Source organism: Campylobacter gastrosuis, assembly GCF_030249845.1.
Taxonomy (GTDB): domain Bacteria; phylum Campylobacterota; class Campylobacteria; order Campylobacterales; family Campylobacteraceae; genus Campylobacter_A; species Campylobacter_A gastrosuis.
Genome location: NZ_JANURM010000004.1, coordinates 112,956 through 129,190, shown reverse-complemented (window position 1 = coordinate 129,190; position 16,235 = coordinate 112,956). Strand labels below are relative to the sequence as shown.

Annotated in this window: 15 protein-coding genes and 1 pseudogene; 7 read left to right on the top strand and 9 right to left on the bottom strand. The window is 40.5% G+C overall.

From position 1 onward, the window contains the following. Positions 1-11: 11 nt before the first annotated feature. Positions 12-1,109 carry a CinA family protein gene (locus NYG85_RS05445; protein ID WP_284937475.1) on the bottom strand — a complete coding sequence of 366 codons (1,098 nt, stop codon included), beginning with the start codon at positions 1,107-1,109 and terminating at the stop codon, positions 12-14. A 103-nt stretch (positions 1,110-1,212) separates the two neighbouring features. Here NYG85_RS05445 and ileS point away from each other — a divergent pair, with 103 nt between their 5' ends. The 7 genes and pseudogenes from ileS (at position 1,213) to NYG85_RS05410 (ending at position 9,605) form a co-directional block, all read left to right on the top strand. After that, positions 1,213-3,972, top strand: coding sequence for an isoleucine--tRNA ligase (gene ileS, locus NYG85_RS05440; protein WP_284937474.1), 2,760 nt, complete (start codon positions 1,213-1,215; stop codon positions 3,970-3,972). 105 nt (positions 3,973-4,077) lie between these two features. Beyond that, positions 4,078-5,436: an Asp-tRNA(Asn)/Glu-tRNA(Gln) amidotransferase subunit GatA gene (gatA, locus tag NYG85_RS05435; protein WP_284937473.1), complete on the top strand. Its 1,359-nt coding sequence runs from the start codon at positions 4,078-4,080 to the stop codon at positions 5,434-5,436. A 2-nt stretch (positions 5,437-5,438) separates the two neighbouring features. Then, positions 5,439-6,890: an IMP dehydrogenase gene (gene guaB, locus NYG85_RS05430; RefSeq protein WP_284937472.1), complete on the top strand. Its 1,452-nt coding sequence runs from the start codon at positions 5,439-5,441 to the stop codon at positions 6,888-6,890. Further along, entirely contained in the window at positions 6,890-8,002 is a 1,113-nt protein-coding gene (metX, locus tag NYG85_RS05425; protein ID WP_284937471.1) for a homoserine O-acetyltransferase MetX, read from the top strand. Before guaB ends, metX begins: the two co-directional genes overlap by 1 nt. Next, positions 7,995-8,174, top strand: coding sequence for an exodeoxyribonuclease VII small subunit (xseB, locus tag NYG85_RS05420; protein ID WP_284937470.1), 180 nt, complete (start codon positions 7,995-7,997; stop codon positions 8,172-8,174). The genes metX and xseB overlap by 8 nt, the downstream gene beginning before the upstream one ends. After that, positions 8,167-8,961 carry a carbon-nitrogen hydrolase family protein gene (locus NYG85_RS05415; protein ID WP_284937469.1) on the top strand — a complete coding sequence of 265 codons (795 nt, stop codon included), beginning with the start codon at positions 8,167-8,169 and terminating at the stop codon, positions 8,959-8,961. Before xseB ends, NYG85_RS05415 begins: the two co-directional genes overlap by 8 nt. Before the next feature lie 11 nt (positions 8,962-8,972). Further along, positions 8,973-9,605 (top strand): annotated as a pseudogene (locus NYG85_RS05410) (NAD(P)H-dependent oxidoreductase). On the opposite strand, the gene cheQ reads toward NYG85_RS05410, so the two are convergent. From cheQ to def, 8 genes are read right to left on the bottom strand one after another with little or no spacing between them, the layout of a single operon-like run. Beyond that, the gene (cheQ, locus tag NYG85_RS05405; protein WP_284937468.1) at positions 9,602-10,078 is read right to left on the bottom strand and encodes a cheVAW transcriptional regulator CheQ; all 477 of its coding nucleotides are present in this window, start codon (positions 10,076-10,078) and stop codon (positions 9,602-9,604) included. The pseudogene NYG85_RS05410 and the gene cheQ overlap by 4 nt on opposite strands. Beyond that, positions 10,075-10,908 (bottom strand): MBL fold metallo-hydrolase, encoded by an 834-nt coding sequence (locus NYG85_RS05400; protein WP_284937467.1) that lies wholly within the window; start codon positions 10,906-10,908, stop codon positions 10,075-10,077. The genes cheQ and NYG85_RS05400 overlap by 4 nt, the downstream gene beginning before the upstream one ends. Positions 10,909-10,968: 60 nt before the next feature. Further along, the gene (locus tag NYG85_RS05395) at positions 10,969-11,100 is read right to left on the bottom strand and encodes a hypothetical protein (RefSeq protein ID WP_284937466.1); all 132 of its coding nucleotides are present in this window, start codon (positions 11,098-11,100) and stop codon (positions 10,969-10,971) included. Further along, the gene (locus NYG85_RS05390; protein ID WP_284937465.1) at positions 11,075-12,229 is read right to left on the bottom strand and encodes a hypothetical protein; all 1,155 of its coding nucleotides are present in this window, start codon (positions 12,227-12,229) and stop codon (positions 11,075-11,077) included. The genes NYG85_RS05395 and NYG85_RS05390 overlap by 26 nt, the downstream gene beginning before the upstream one ends. Further along, positions 12,229-12,807 carry a phosphoribosylglycinamide formyltransferase gene (gene purN / locus NYG85_RS05385; RefSeq protein WP_284937464.1) on the bottom strand — a complete coding sequence of 193 codons (579 nt, stop codon included), beginning with the start codon at positions 12,805-12,807 and terminating at the stop codon, positions 12,229-12,231. Before purN ends, NYG85_RS05390 begins: the two co-directional genes overlap by 1 nt. Continuing rightward, the gene (locus NYG85_RS05380; RefSeq protein ID WP_284937463.1) at positions 12,789-14,171 is read right to left on the bottom strand and encodes an NAD(P)H-hydrate dehydratase; all 1,383 of its coding nucleotides are present in this window, start codon (positions 14,169-14,171) and stop codon (positions 12,789-12,791) included. The genes purN and NYG85_RS05380 overlap by 19 nt, the downstream gene beginning before the upstream one ends. Next, positions 14,168-15,685, bottom strand: coding sequence for a YifB family Mg chelatase-like AAA ATPase (locus NYG85_RS05375; protein ID WP_284937462.1), 1,518 nt, complete (start codon positions 15,683-15,685; stop codon positions 14,168-14,170). The genes NYG85_RS05380 and NYG85_RS05375 overlap by 4 nt, the downstream gene beginning before the upstream one ends. Then, positions 15,682-16,233 (bottom strand): peptide deformylase, encoded by a 552-nt coding sequence (gene def, locus NYG85_RS05370; protein ID WP_284937461.1) that lies wholly within the window; start codon positions 16,231-16,233, stop codon positions 15,682-15,684. The genes NYG85_RS05375 and def overlap by 4 nt, the downstream gene beginning before the upstream one ends. Positions 16,234-16,235: the final 2 nt, after the last annotated feature.

Sequence of the window (16,235 nt, the reverse complement as noted above, 5' to 3'; positions counted from 1 at the left end):
TTGTAGCAAATTTAGCTAAAAAATAGCTCTGGTTTTAGCTTTAAAATAAGCAAAAACGCCGAAAGAACGCTCTGCTCTCTGATATAATTTCTATCGCCGTTTAACATTAATTTTTGCGTTAAACTCTCGCCACTTTTGTGTAAAATTGAAACATAAACCAGCCCAACTGGCTTTTCATCACTGCCACCATTTGGACCAGCTATCCCGCTAACGGCAATGGCAAAATCAGCATACGATGACCTTAAAGCACCCTGCGTCATCGCCTCCACGCACTCCTTGCTAACCGCTCCAAACTCGCTTAAAATTTTATCGCTAACGCCCAGCCACTCGTGTTTTATTGCGTTTGCATAAGTTACAAGTGAGCCGTCAAAAATCTCAGAAATACCGCTAAATTTTGCTATGCTAGCCGCACAAAGTCCAGCCGAGCAGGACTCAGCAAACGTGATTTTCACGCCATTTTGTATCATTTTATCAGCTATAAATTTTATGAGATTTTTATCATCAATCATCTTATTTGAAAATAGATTTTTCACGCTTTTTTTAAATCCGCTAACGCTGCCAAACTGCCAAGCAACGACCTTTATGGCTGATAAATTTGGTAAAATTTCGCTAATGCTAACGCCCACTTTATAGGGATTTGCCAGTGGTTTTAGCAAAATTTTCACGCTCTTTGTGTCCGTATCAAAGATAAAAAATTCACTCACCTCATCATCGTTTTTTACCAAAATTTCTGGCAGTTTTTGCCCTGAGTTTGCCGTGATTAAATTTATAAATGTTTCGTTTAGTTTTATTAAAAAACTGCCCTGATTTACGCTAATTGCGTTCTTTGCGACCAGAGTTTGATTGTCGTTTATTTCAAGCACATCTCCGCTTAGCGTGGCTAAATTTCTAGCCATTATGCCGTAGTTTTCATCATCTGCAAAAATGCAAAGCGAGTCATAGCCTTCTATTAAATTCTCAACCACAAAAAGAAATTCTGTGTTACTTTTAGTAACAAAACTAATATCGCCAAGCTCGCCAAAATGGCTCTCATAACTCTCATAAATGTAGTTTAACATAGGCTTATTCATTTTAAGCTCATCGCCGACAATTAAAATTCTATGCCTCATCTTACCCCCTGTTTTTGCCAAATTATACCACTTTTTTAAAATTTTAAGCCCTATATAACACACTTTAAGATACAATCTGCAAATTTATTTACAAGGTAAAATTATGGACTACAAAGATACTCTTTTGCTCCCTGCTACTGAATTTCCAATGCGTGCAAACCTGCCCCAAAACGAGCCAGAACGCATAAATTCGTGGCACAACGAGCGTAAAATTTATGAAAAAATGAAACAAAATCGCAAAAATGCCGAGAAATTTTTTGCTATCCACGACGGCCCGCCTTATGCAAACGGACGCCTACATATCGGACACGCCTTAAATAAAATTTTAAAAGACATCATTACAAAAACACACTACTTTTTTGGCGAAAATATCCGCTACGTGCCGGGCTGGGACTGCCACGGACTGCCGATAGAACAGCAGGTTGAAGTAAAGCTTGGCGAGAAAAAAAAGAGCCTAAGTAAGAGCGAGATTAGAGAGCATTGTAGGGCTCACGCACGTGAATTTATAAAAATTCAAGGCGATGAGTTTAAATCACTTGGCGTGATTGGCGACTTTGAAAATCCGTATTTAACGATGAAATTTGAGTTTGAAGCCGACATTTACAGAGCCTTATGTGAGATAGCTAAAAAGGGGCTTTTGATTGAACGAAGTAAGCCAGTTTATTGGAGCTGGGCAGCGCGCTCAGCACTGGCAGAAGCCGAGGTTGAGTATGAGGATAAAGAAGACCACTCAATTTACGTCGCCTTTAACCTTGATACAGACGCACTAAATAAACTTAACGTAAAAGAGGCAAATGCAGTTATCTGGACGACCACGCCTTGGACTTTGCCAGCAAATCAGGCAATCAGCCTAAATCCAGATGAAATTTACGTCCTAACGGCTGAAAATTTAATCTTTGCAAAGGCTTTGCTTGAAAATTTAGTAAAACTTGGGCTAACAAACGGCGAGATTAAACAAGAATTTAAAGCCCAAGAAATAGAAAAACTTCACGCCATAAATCCGCTAAACGGCAGAAAATCGCAGTTTTTACTAGGCGAGCACGTTACCACCGACGGCGGGACTGGGCTAGTTCATACCGCACCAGGTCACGGCGAAGATGACTACTATGTGTGTCTAAAAAACGGCATTAGCGAAGTTTTAATGCCTGTTGATGACGGCGGACTTTATGATGAAACGCTAAAAGCCAAAGGGCTGTTTAGAGCGGACGTGGTTGATGAGTTTGTGGGGCTTCATATCTTTAAAGCAAATGATAAAATTTTAGAAATTTTAGGTAAAAATCTGCTTCACGCCTCAAAATTTACACACTCATATCCTCATTGTTGGCGAACTCACAAGCCAGTAATTTACAGAGCCACAAAGCAGTGGTTTATCACGATGGATGAGGCAAAACTAGGCTCTAAAACGCTTAGAGAGGTTGCGTTAAACGAGCTTGAAAATGTGAAATTTTACCCAGCAAGTGGCGTAAAAAGAATAGGCTCAATGATACAAAATCGCCCAGACTGGTGTATCTCACGCCAACGTGACTGGGGTGTGCCAATCGCCTTTTTTAGGGACAAAGCGACAAAAGAGCCAATTTTTGATGCCGATGTTTTAGACTACGTGGCAAAAATTTTTGACGTTAAAGGTGCTGATGCGTGGTGGGATTTAGAGATTAGCGAGCTTTTAAATCCAGCTTCAAAATATAAGCCAGAAAATTTAGAAAAAGTTATGGATATACTTGACGTTTGGTTTGATAGTGGCTCAACGTGGCAAGCGGTCTTACAAAGCCAAAACTACGATAGCGGCGCGTATCCAGCCAGTATGTATTTAGAGGGTTCAGACCAGCATAGGGGCTGGTTTCAAAGCTCACTTCTTGTAAGCACAGCAGTTAATGAAAAAGCCCCTTACAAGGCGGTTTTAACGCACGGATTTACCGTTGATAGCAAGGGCGAGAAGATGAGCAAAAGCAAGGGCAACGTCATCGCTCCACAAGACGTGGCAAAGGAGCACGGCGTTGAAATTTTACGCCTTTGGGTCGGACTTAGCGACTACTCTGGCGACCTAAAAATTGGCGATAATATCCTAAAACAAGTCAGCGAACAATACAGAAAAATAAGAAACACGATAAGATTTTTACTAGCAAATGTCAATGATTTAGACGAGATTACAACAGATTTTAACCTGCTTGATAAGTGGATTTTAAGCCGTGCTAAACGCGCGTTTGATGAGGCAGAGAGAGCATTTAGAAGCTATGATTTTTCAAAGGGCTTTAACGTGCTTTTAAATTTTCTATCAGCCGATTTAAGCGGAATTTACCTTGATATTTGCAAAGACCGCCTTTACTGCGACAGCAAAAACGGCAAACAAAGACGCTCGGCACAATCGGCTATGGCGTTAATAACACGTTCGCTCTTACCGCTTTTAGCACCTACTTTAACATACACAATTGATGAGGTTATGGACTACGCTCCAAAAATCATCAAGCAAAATTTCAAAGACGCCTTTGACCTAGTTTATGAGCCGTTAAATTTTGATTTTAGCGTTGATGATGAGCTGATTTTATTAAGCCGTGCTAAATTTTTTGAGTTAATTGACGTGCTTAAAAAAGATAAGGTGATAAAATCAACATTGGAGCTTGATTTACAAACCAGCTCCGCTGAAATTTTAGCCCTTGATAGCACCGATATAAGCGACTTTTATATGGTAAGCAGGGTTAATAAAATTGATGAATCTAAGGCGTTAGCAGAGTTTGAGATTGATAGCGTGAAATTTAAGATTGTTCTCTCAACAGCTCACAAATGCCCAAGATGCTGGAAATTTGTAAGCGTGAGTGAAAATGAGCCGTGTGATAGATGTGCAAAGGTTTTAAGCGGTGTTTGCTAGTCTTAACCAGCCAGCCCCATTTAGCGTGATAATCGGCACGATAGTCGTGATTTTAGCTTTCACGGCTGTTGGAATTTTATTAGTTAATAAATTTAAGGATAAGAAGTGATAAGTTTAAAAGAGGCATTAAAACTTTCAAGCGAGGAGATTAAAAATTTACGCACCGAGCTTGAAAATCGCATACAAAAAGAGAGCAAAATAGGCGCTTATGTTGAGCAGTTAGCAGGTTTGCCACTAGCCAAATTTGGCGAGGGCGTGCCAATTGCCATAAAAGATAATATCCAAGTAAATGGCTGGGCAGTAACGTGCGCTTCAAACATTCTTCAAGGCTACGTCGCCCCATACAACGCCACTGCCATTGAAAATTTGCTAAAACACAACCTTGCCCCATTTGGTCGCACAAATATGGACGAATTTGCAATGGGTAGCACAACAGAGAGCAGTTTTTATGGTAAAACGCTAAATCCGCTAAATCACGAATTTGTGCCGGGTGGATCAAGCGGTGGCTCAGCAGCAGCAGTCGCAAGTGGCTTAGCAATTGCCGCACTTGGTAGCGACACGGGTGGCAGTATCCGCCAACCAGCCGCATTTTGCGGTTGCGTGGGCTTTAAGCCAACTTACGGCAGGGTTAGCAGATATGGACTTGCTGCATACTCATCAAGCCTTGATCAAATCGGCCCCATAGCACAAAACGTTGAGGACGCTGCCATTTTATACGACGCAATCGCTGGATATGATAATAAAGACAGCACGAGTGCAAATGTTGAGTTTGCAAGCATTAGCGATAAGATAGACGCACAAAAAAAGCTAACAATTTGCGTAATTGAAAACTACGTTAAAAACGCCGATGACGAGGTAAAAACCGCACTTTTAAGCACAATTGAGAAGCTAAAATCTCACGGACACAACGTAATTTTTAGAAATTTAGAGGACTCAAAATATGACGTTGCGACCTACTACATCATCGCAACAGCCGAAGCGAGTGCGAATTTAAGCAGATATGACGGCGTTAGATACGGCAGACGCGCTGAGGCTAAAAATTTAAAAGAGCTTTATGTAAATTCAAGGAGCGAGGGCTTTGGCGAAGAGGTAAAAAGGAGAATTTTGCTTGGCACATTTGTTTTAAGTAGCGGATATTACGACGCTTACTACATAAAGGCACAAAAGGCAAGGGCTCACATAAAGGCACAATACGAGGCGATTTTAAGTGAAGCTGACCTTATTTTTATGCCAGTTTCGCCAACGGCTTGTGTGAAATTTGGCGCACTTAAAGACCCACTGACTGCCTATCTAAGCGATATTTACACAATAAGCGTAAATTTAGCCGGACTACCAGCCATATCGGTGCCAGTTGCAAAAGCGAACAACAACCTAAGCATTTCAGCCCAGCTCATAGCCAAAGCATACGACGAGCAGACCCTAATAGACGGCGCAAAGAGCCTAGAAAACATAGTGAAAGGATAAAGATGAAGATAATTAAACGTGCTTTGACATTTGAAGATGTCCTTTTAGTGCCACAATACTCTGAAATTTTGCCAAAACAGGTTGATATAAAGAGCAAATTTAGCAAAAATGTCACGCTAAACGTCCCTATCGTTTCAGCCGCTATGGATACGGTTACAGAGCATAGAGCGGCGATTATGATGGCGCGTCTTGGCGGTATTGGCGTGATTCATAAAAATATGGACATAGCCTCTCAGGCAAAAGAGGTAAAGCGTGTGAAAAAAAGCGAAAGTGGCGTTATAATTGATCCGATTTTTATAAAGCCAGACGCCACGATTGGCGAGGCGTTAAACCTAATGTCAGAGCTTCATATCTCTGGTGTGCCAGTTGTTGATGATACGCATAAATTAATAGGAATTTTAACAAATCGCGATCTTAGATTTGAAACTGACCGCACGATAAAGGTTAAAGAGCGTATGACAAAAGCACCGCTGATTACGGCTCCAAAGGGTTGCACGCTTGATGATGCGGAGAAAATTTTTAGCCAAAACAGGGTTGAAAAGCTTCCTATCGTTGATGAAAACGGCAGACTTGACGGACTTATCACGATAAAAGACCTTAAAAAACGCAAAGAGTATCCAAACGCAAACAAAGACAGCTATGGCAGACTTAGGGTCGCAGCCGCCGTTGGCGTGGGTCAGCTTGATAGGGTGGAGGCGTTAGTTGATGCTGGGGTTGATGTGATTGTAATGGACTCAGCACACGGCCACTCAAAGGGCATTATTGACACGCTTAAAGAGATAAAGGCGAAATTTAAAGGCGTTGATGTTGTCGTTGGCAATATCGCAAATCCAGCTGCCGTTAAAGACTTAGCTAAGGCCGGTGCTGACGGCATCAAGGTAGGCATTGGACCCGGCTCAATCTGCACCACTCGCATTGTTGCTGGTGTTGGCGTGCCTCAAATTTCAGCCATTGATGATTGTGCTAGTGAGGCCGCAAAATACGGCATACCAGTTACGGCTGATGGCGGACTTAAATACTCTGGCGATATCGCAAAAGCCCTAGCAGCAGGGGCTAGTTGCGTTATGGCTGGTAGTTTGTTAGCTGGTTGTGAAGAAACTCCGGGCGAGGTCATCACTCATCAAGGCAGACAATACAAAGCCTACCGCGGTATGGGCTCAATCGGAGCGATGAGCCGTGGTAGCAGCGACAGATACTTTCAAGAGGGCACAGCAAGTGAAAAGCTAGTGCCTGAGGGCATTGAGGGGCGTGTGCCGTTTAAAGGCAGTATGAAGGACGTCATTCATCAGCTCTTAGGCGGACTTCGCTCGGCTATGGGCTATGTTGGTGCAAAAGATATCGCCACACTTCAAGAAAGAGCCGAGTTTGTTGAGATTACAAGTGCTGGACTTAAAGAGAGCCACGTTCACGACGTAGTTATCACGCACGAAGCACCAAATTATAAAGTCAATTAATGCTAAATTTAAAGACTAGCCGTGCTAAATTTGATGAGCCACTCTACTTAGAGAGTGGGCGAATTTTAAGTAGCTACGAGCTAGTCTATGAAACTTACGGCGTTTTAAACGCTGATAAATCAAACGTCATCGTCATCTGCCACGCCCTAACTGGCTCACACCACGCCGCTGGGCAGTATCAAAACGATGATAAAAAAGGTTGGTGGGACGCACTTATCGGTAGCGCTAAAGCGGTGGATACGGATAAATTTTTTGTCATTTGCGTTAGTATTCTTGGCTCGCCACACGGCTCAACCTCGCCTTTAAGCATAAATCCAGACACAAAGCGTGAATACAGGCTAAAATTCCCAGTTCTAACGATTAGCGACGTGGTAAAAGCCCAAATTAGGCTGTTTGCTAAGCTTGGTATTTATCACGCTCACGCCGTTATTGGCGGTAGTTTAGGCGGTATGCAAGCGCTATGTTTTGCGATTGAATTCCCAAAATTTGCCACGCACACCATAATAATGGCAAGCACCTATCAGACCAAGCCTTGGGCGATAGCGTTTAATAAAATCGCAACCGAAGCGATTATAAACGACCCAGAGTTTAAAAACGGCGAATATGACGCAAATTTTATCCGCCAAAACGGCTTAAAGGGCTTAGCCTATGGGCGAATGGCTGGGCATATTAGCTTTTTAAGCCCAGATTCAATGGACGCAAAATTTGGCAGAAATTATGTCGCCACAGACGGACTTTACGAGCTTTTTGGCAGATTTAGCGTGGATACTTATATGGAGTATAATGGCTATAATTTCCCAAAACGCTTTGACCCATTAAGCTATCTTTACATCACAAAAATGATGAATATCTTTGACTGCACACGCCATTATGATAGCCTAAAAGATGCACTAACGCCCATAGTTTCAGATATCACGCTAATCGCATTTAGTGGCGATATCCTCTTCCCGCCAAGCTGTATGAGCGAGATTGGCAAGAATTTAAAGCAAATCGGCAAGGCAAAATGCGAGTATATTTTAATTGATAGCGACTACGGACACGACGCATTTTTGGTTGAAGTTGATAAATTTGAAAATTATGTCCGAGAAATTTTGGAGGGTAAAAATGAGTGAAAATTTTGAAGAAAAGATAAAAAAAGCAGAAGAGATTTTAGCAAATCTAAACAAAGATGAGCTGACCCTAGCACAAAGCATAGCACTTCACAAACAGGGGCAGGTTTTAATTGAAGAGGCAAGAGAAATTTTAGAAAAAGCTAAGCTAGAAGTTGTGAGCGTAGATGAGTAAGGTTGCGATTTTACAGCTCCCCACGCTCTCATTAAGCGAGGCTAGGCTTGATTACTACCTAAAAACCTGCAAAAATAGCGGTGCAAATCTTGTCTTGCTTGGTGAATACGTGCTAAATAGCTTCTTTAAAGAGCTTGAAATAATGCCAAAAAGTATGATAAAAAAGCAGAGCGATGAGAAAAAAAACTCGCTTTTAAACCTAGCAAAAAAATATGATTTAACCATAATTTCGCCCCTAATTTTGGTGCGTGGCAATGAAATTTTAAAGGTCATCGCCAAAATTTCAAGCAGCGGCGGTAAATTTTACGAACAACAAATCCTAATCTCCTACCCTCACTGGTCTGAGAGAAAATTCTTTGCAAACAAAATGGGCGAGTTAAATTTTCTCACATTTAAGCACGAAGGGCTAAAATTTGGCGTTATGTTTGGCTTTGAAACGCATTTTGACGCTAGTTTTAGCTTTATGCAAAAAAAAGGCATTGACGCCCTGCTCGTGCCAAGTGCTTGCACTTTTGGTAGCAAAGAGCGTTGGGCAGAGCTTTTAAAAATGAGAGCTTTTATTAATAATTTTTACATTTTAAGGGCAAATCGTATCGGTAATTACAAACGAAAAAACAGCGATGAAGTTTGGGAATTTTACGGCGATAGTATGGTAATAACGCCATTTGGCGAGATCACTCAAAGGCTAAATGACAGCGAAGAGATGATGATAGCCGATATTAATAAAAAAGAGATTTTATCGGCTAGAAAAATTTTAAATTTCAGCGAAATTGCAAAAAAACTTTGAAAGGATAAACGATGAAAGATTATTTAGAGATCTTAAATTTTCGCCACGCTTGCAAAATTTTTGATGAGTCAAAAAAGATAAGCGATGACGATTTTAACTACATTTTAGAGGCGGGCAGACTAAGCCCTAGCTCAATGGGGCTTGAACAATGGGATATTTTAGTCGTGCAAAACGAGGCACTTAGACAAAAAATCCGCGAAAAAAGCTGGAATCAGCCACAAATGACGACTTGTTCGCATTTAGTCGTGATTTTAGCAAAAGTTGCGGACTTAAAAACCGACGCTCCTTACATTGAAGCGATGATTACTAGACGCCCTGATAAAAACGAAGAAGAGAAGGCAAAAAGGGTCGCTTTTTATAAAAATTTCTTAAAACAAAGCTTTAACGACGATGATAAATTAGTCTTTGAATAGGCAAATTCTCAATGTATGTTTTTAGCCCTAAATATGATGAACGCAGCCGCATTTAAGGGCATTGATAGCTGTGCGATAGCTGGATTTGAGCGTGAGGCGGTTGAAGAAATTTTAGGCATTGACACCAAAAAACAAAGGCTCTCGCTAATGGTGCCATTTGGCTACCGCCTAAACGAACAGCCACCAAAATACCGCAGAAACCTTGGCGATATCGTTAAATTTATAAACTAATAATAGCCCAAACATAGCGTATCAGTCAGCCTGATACGCTTCTCAAAGGGCGTTGGCGAGAAAAATTTGCACTTTTCAATGTAAATTTGCAGGTCATATTTCAAACCCAAATCATCATAAAATTTCTTTAAATTTACAAATTTCACACCGCAAATTTCGGTGATTTTAACTAAATCATAAAATTTTGAGCCATTTGAGCGAGTAAGATGAGAGCTTGAAAGCCCGGTAAATAGGCAAAATGAGCTACTTAAAACAAGTCCATCTAGTGGCGTTAATTGCGGTAAAAATGGCTCATATTTTTTTGGCAGACTCTTTTTGTGTAAAAAAATCGTGCGTGAATTTTGCGTCCTAGCCGAAATCACGCCACGCCAAAAGAGATAGGCATTTGATGAGATATTTGCGACCTTGCAAAGCTCGGCGTTTAAAATATAGTCGCCCAAAAACTCATTTGATGCCAAAATTAGCTTCATCAAAGCCACTCAATCTCGCCAGTAACGACCTTTGAGCCGATCTCTAAATAGCTATCGCCCTTTAAATTTGGGTAAATTTCACGCATTTTTGCTTCTAGCTCGGCACTTGTTTTTGATAACGAAATTTGCTTTTCAAGCGTGTTTAAATACTCTTTATTAAACTCCAAAACACCGCTATCTAGCTCCCCTAAAAAGTGCGCTGGCAAGACCACGCTTGGCTTTAACTCTATCATATCGTTTAGAATTTCTATCCACTCAGCCCTGCTCTGTTTTGTTGGGGTGCTTGCAGTCCAAAGATGAATGCCACCAAAAACCCACGCACCGCCGAATAAAACGCCCTGTTCTTGATAAAAAAGATAGGTTTTTGCTTCGTTTCTTTTAATGCCCTTTATCAAAATTTTTTCATCATCAATCTTAAAAAATTCATCTAAAAATGGCTCTGGGAGCATAAAAAATCTAGGTGCGTTGTTTCGCTCCTTTAAAATCGGCAACCAATACTCCATTTTGCCAATCAAATTTCGCTTAATACCGCTAATCGTGCTAGGGCGAGCTACGATTTTAGCGTCAGCAAACACACTAGCAATCTCGCCAAGTCCAAAGTAAAAGTCCGGGTCAAAGTGGCTAATGTAGATATATTTTAGCTTTTTGCCGGTATTTTTGATATATTCTATCAAAAATTCTGCGTCGCTTTTTTGAAACTGGGCATCAACTAGCATAATCTCATTTTGCCCTTCAATTATCGTTGAGCTAACGGCAAAAAGTCCGCTCTCGCCGGGATTAAAGCCATAAATTGCAAGTTTGCTGTTTGGCTTTGTAAGTGTAAATTTTCTCATTTTTTATCCTTTAAAATTTTTGCCAATTTTAGCTTTAAATGATAAATATTTTTAAAATTTTTAAACAAAATAACGTAAATTTATGCCAACAGCCTCAACGATTTTTGAGCCAAAATCGCCATTTGTCCTAAAAAGCTCCAACTTATGTCCGTTTTGCCTTGCATCTTTATAGTTTGCTTTTAAAGCTATCAAGCCACGCCCTGCCCTCGCCCTCTCTTACAAAGGCAATGCCCCTAAAAAGCCCATTTTTTAGCTCAAAATCTATCGTTAAAACGCTGTTATTATGCTTTATATCAAGCACTAAAATTTCTTGTTCGTAAAACCAAAGGGTGTAGTTAATCCCGCTTTCGTTTAAAAGTGGCATAATAAGCGACTTCAAGCCAGATAAGGTCGTGCGAATTTGAGCGAATTTTATCACTCTATCCCTAATCTCACTGGTCGCTTTGGCTGCAAAAATGGAGGCAAAATGCGTGGCACTTTGCTCATCTATTATGCTGTTTTTTAGGGCTTCATCGCTATTTAGCATCTTTTTAAAGCTATCCATTAATCTATTAGCAAGTCGGTCTAAATTCCTAACTGGGTGCATTACCTGCTCTTTTGGTAGCTCCGACGTAAGTGGCATACAAACCCACTGCCTAAATCCATAATAGTCAAAAGCACCCCTAAAAATCTCCTTTAAATTACCAACCTTTAAGCCAAATTTATAAAGCGTGGTGGTAACTAAGGTTTCATCATTTACAAAAATAAGCCCAAGCGGATTTTTTTCTGGGCTAAATGCCTGTTTAGATATGTAAATTTCACTGATTTTTTGACGCTCATCTAGGCAAATCTCAATAGCCTTGTGGCTAAGACCAGTAAAAGAAAATAGGCAACCATAGGGCTTTGGCGAGAGCAATCTCATCGGCTCATACCACTCAGAATTTGTTCTTGTTTCGTGGATGTTTGCTAAAAGAGCGTCATCATCTCTTTGATTTAGAGTATCAAAAAAGCCCTTTAAATCGTCAAAATTTATAAAGACATCTGGCTCAATTAAATAATAAAAATCGGCATTGACATTTTTGCTTAAAGCGTAATAAAAATAGTCGCCACAAAGCCAAGCAACGCTTCTTGGGTGCTTGTAGTCAAGCAGGTTGTTTTGAGCTAAAAATTCGCCATTTAGGCTGATTTTTTGGATATATTTTGGCGTTTTTACAACGCCCTTTAACTCATCAATAACGGCAAAAATTTCATCTTTATTAAACACCTTTAAAAGATGAGTGTAAATACGCTCCTCATCGGTACCCCAGCGGTTTGTTCTAATTGCTATTACGCTTTTTTTCATCAATTATTCGTTAAAATTTCAACTATCGTTTCAGGTAAAATTTCGTGCTCTATGGCGTGAATTTTAGCCTCCCACGCTTCTAAACTCATATCTTTCTCACGCTCAAAGGCCCTTTGGGCGATGATTTTACCGCCGTCAAGCTCCTCGCTCACCCAGTGAACCGAAACTCCGCCGACCTTCATATCGCTCTCAAAGCTCTCTTTTATGGCGTGAGCGCCTTTAAATAGTGGCAAAAGCGAGGGGTGAAGGTTTATGGCACGAATTTGTGAGGTAAAAACTGGTGTTAAAATCCGCATAAATCCAGCCAAAACTACCAAATCAACGCCGTGTTTTTTAATCTTATTAACCAAAGCCGTGTCAAATTCCTCTCTTGTAGCGAAATTTTTATTTTCAATAATAATCGTTTCAAGTCCGTATTTTTTGGCTCTTTCTATGCCATAAACACCTGATTTGTTACAAATCGTAACAGCTACTTCAAGCTTTACGCCGTTAAAAATTTTGCCGTGAATTTTTGATAAAATCGCCTCTAAATTTGAGCCACTCCCACTAAATAAAACTGCTATCTTTTTGCTAAACATTCTACCCCTTTTATGATATCTTTTGGCGTTATTGCGTAACTATTTTTGTGCTTTTTAACGGCTAGTGCGTGAGCTAGGGTAGCTGTAATCGCCGCTTTTAATGGCTTATAGCCCTGCGCTAAAAGCGACACGCAAAGCCCAGAAAGCACGTCCCCACTGCCACCCTTTGCAAGGCAGGGCGAACCAAAGGGCATAATGTAAATTTTACCCTTTTTGGCAATTATCGTGTTTGCGCCTTTTAGCACCAAAACGCCCTTAAATTTCAAACTCCACTGCCTAGCGTAAAAAAAGCGATTTTTTTGAAGCTCGGATACGCTAATATCAGCGATTTTTGCCGTTTTTAAAAGCGCGCAAAACTCACTTGGATGAGGTGTAATAATGCTATTTTTAAGCCCCAAAAGCTTAGCCACAAGCTCATTTTTACAAAGCGAAGCGTCAATGACAAGGCGTTTTTGGCTTAAAATTTCAAAACTAAGCCCAGCAATATCATCATCGCTAAGCCCCATACCAACGGCACCAGCGTTCATTTTAGGGCTAATCTTATCGCTGCTCATAATCTCATTTTTATGGCTTTTGCCAATTATGCTAACTAGCCCAGCACCCATTTTTAAAGCCGAAATGGCAGCAATATGCCCGGCTCCACTCATCGCGCCACCAATGATAAAAGCGTGTCCAAAATCGCCCTTATTTACGCAGTTTTTGTTACGAAATGGCAGTTTTAAATCACTTTTTGTAAGCAAAAAGCTACCTGTTTTACCCTGAAATTTTTTCGCACTCACGCCAAGATTTGCCACTCTAACTCGCCCAACAAAGTCCTTTGCCACATCTGAAAAGCACCCAAGCTTTAATCCGCCCATACAAATCGTATCATCAGCCTTAAAGCAAGCACCTAAAATTTCGCCGTTTTGGCTTAATCCACTAGGCACGTCACAAGCGATTTTGTGGGCGTTTAGGCGATTTAGCTTTTTGATGATTTTTTGATATTTTGGTTCTATTTTTCTATTTAGCCCTGAGCCAAAAATGCCGTCAATCACGCAATCGGCTTTTGAGATTTTCTTAGTGATTTTTACGCCTAAATTTTTTGCGATTTTAAGCTGGTAATTGGCAAGTGGTTTTAAACTATCCGCCGTTAAAAACAGCCTTGCTTTATAATCGCCCTTTAACATTCTAATGGCTGCTATCACATCAGCGCCGTTGTTACCACTGCCACAAACGCCTAAAATTTTTGCACCCTTTTTGTGCTTTTTACGCACGAAATTTGCTAAATTTGTAGCGGCGTTTTCCATTAAAAGCTCGTGGGTTAGCCCTAAATTTTTTACCGCTTTTTCATCTAAATTTTGGGTGGTTAAAAATAGCTTTTTCACAAAATCTCCCTTGTTCTAAAACTAAGCGCTTCTAAGATATTTTGCTTTGAAATTTTCTCATTTTGCTCCAAATCCGCAATGCTTCTAGCCACTTTTAGCGTCTTTTTAATTGACCTTTGAGATAGGCTAAACCTTGATACTGCCGTATCTAGCGTGGCTTTTGCGTCATCATAAGTAACGCAAAATTTAGCCACCTCGCTGTCGCTTAAATTTGCATTTAGCTCATCTTGTGAGCGTTCTTTTTGAAATTTAAAGGCATTTAGCACGAGCTCGCTCATCTGTTTTGAGCTTAGGCTTGGCTTGTCACTTGGGCTAATTTCATCCATTTGCACGTATAAATCAATGCGGTCAAGGATAGGCTCAGAAAGGCGCGATTTATATTGCTTTATCTCGTTTGGAGTGCAACGACAGCTTAGGTTTTTTGAGAGCAAATTACCGCACGGACAGGGGTTAAGCGCGGCTGCTAGGATAAATTTCGTATCATAAGTGACTTTGGAATTTACACGTGCAATGTGGATTTTGTGATCTTCAAGTGGCTCACGAAGGCTCTCAATAATCTGCTTTGAAAAATGCACAAATTCATCAAAAAACAGCACTCCGCCGTTTGCAAGGGCTATCTCGCCAATTTTTGCTACATTTGAGCCACCACCAAAAATGGAGCTTTTTGTGCTGGTGTGATGAGGCGAGCGAAAGGGTCTAAGTGCGTTAAAATCGCTATCTTGCATATTTAGCGACCGATATGCGGCTGCATTTAAGACCTCATCTAGGCTTTGAGGCGGCAGGATATGAACTAGCCGTTTAGCACACATACTTTTGCCACATCCGGGGCTACCTTCAAAAATAATATTGTGCATACCAACAGCCGAGATTAAACAGCCTCTTTTGGCTCTTTCTTGACCTAAAACATCTTTAAAATCAAGGGCGAAATTTCTATTTGGCAGGTATTTTTTACCGCAAATCTCAACCACATCTTTTAAAATTTCATCGCTCTTTTGCTCCCTTAAACTGCTTGCAAATTCGCTATCTTCAAAGAATCTAATCGCATCAGCAAGCGTGCTAACGCCATAAATTTCAAAATTTGGTATAGCACTTGCCTTAAAGGATATCTCTTTTGGGACAATGATTTTTGCGTCCCTTACATTTTGGCTTAAAAATAGCAAGATTGAGAATAAATTTGCCGTGCTTTTTACACTGCCGTCAAGTCCAAGCTCGCCAAAAACAAAGACTTTTTCTAAATTTTGCGACTTTTGAAGTGCGATTAAAAGTGCTATTGCTAAATCAAAATGTGAGCCGTTTTTTGGCAAATCTGACGGAGATAAATTTATCGTGATTTTTTGTGCGGCAAAGGAGAAATTTAGCGATGAGAGTGCGGCTTTTACGCGCTCGGCGGACTCTTTTATGCTTGTGTTTGCAAGTCCGACAATGCTAAATCCAGGTAGCCCCCTAGTAAAAACCGACTCAACCTGAACGACCCTAACGCCATCTGTGTATGAGGCACAAAGTAGCGACTTCATCGCTCTTTTTTGGCGACTTGCCTGTGTTTAGGTCTGTCTTGCTTCTTGCCTTTTTTATACTCTTTATCAAAAATTTTGCGTTTGTTAAAGCCGATACGCTCAATAAAAAGGTGTCCGTCTAGGTGGTCGTTTTCGTGTTGAAGTGCTATGGCTAAAAGTCCGTTTGTTTCTAAAATTTTGGTATTGCCAAAGCGGTCTTGATAGCGGATTTTTACGCTATCTGCTCGTTTTACCTCTTCATAAAATCCCGGCACAGATAAGCACCCCTCTTGATAGATGCTCTCGCCGTTTTTTTCTAAAAATTCTGGGTTTATAATCTCAATCAAATCGGCTTTATCTTGGCATTTTTTCTCTTCATTAAAGAGATTTATGATAAAAATTCTACTCTTAACGCCAACCTGAATGGCAGCTAGTCCTATGCCCTCTTTGGCTATCATCGTATCATACATATCATCAAGCAGTTTGTGTAAATTCTCATCAAAAACACTAACCTCTTCTGAACGCTCAAATAGTCTTTTATTTGGGTATGTAAGTATCTCTAAAATCAATT

Bases quoted from the DNA above. Each gene is read 5' to 3' on its own strand.
- NYG85_RS05390 (WP_284937465.1), bottom strand. From the start codon at position 12,229: ATGAAAAAAAGCGTAATAGCAATTAGAACAAACCGCTGGGGTACCGAT.
- metX (WP_284937471.1), top strand. From the start codon at position 6,890: ATGCTAAATTTAAAGACTAGCCGTGCTAAATTTGATGAGCCACTCTAC.
- NYG85_RS05400 (WP_284937467.1), bottom strand. From the start codon at position 10,908: ATGAGAAAATTTACACTTACAAAGCCAAACAGCAAACTTGCAATTTAT.
- xseB (WP_284937470.1), top strand. From the start codon at position 7,995: ATGAGTGAAAATTTTGAAGAAAAGATAAAAAAAGCAGAAGAGATTTTA.
- NYG85_RS05415 (WP_284937469.1), top strand. From the start codon at position 8,167: ATGAGTAAGGTTGCGATTTTACAGCTCCCCACGCTCTCATTAAGCGAG.
- purN (WP_284937464.1), bottom strand. From the start codon at position 12,807: ATGTTTAGCAAAAAGATAGCAGTTTTATTTAGTGGGAGTGGCTCAAAT.
- NYG85_RS05445 (WP_284937475.1), bottom strand. From the start codon at position 1,109: ATGAGGCATAGAATTTTAATTGTCGGCGATGAGCTTAAAATGAATAAG.
- ileS (WP_284937474.1), top strand. From the start codon at position 1,213: ATGGACTACAAAGATACTCTTTTGCTCCCTGCTACTGAATTTCCAATG.
- guaB (WP_284937472.1), top strand. From the start codon at position 5,439: ATGAAGATAATTAAACGTGCTTTGACATTTGAAGATGTCCTTTTAGTG.
- NYG85_RS05375 (WP_284937462.1), bottom strand. From the start codon at position 15,685: ATGAAGTCGCTACTTTGTGCCTCATACACAGATGGCGTTAGGGTCGTT.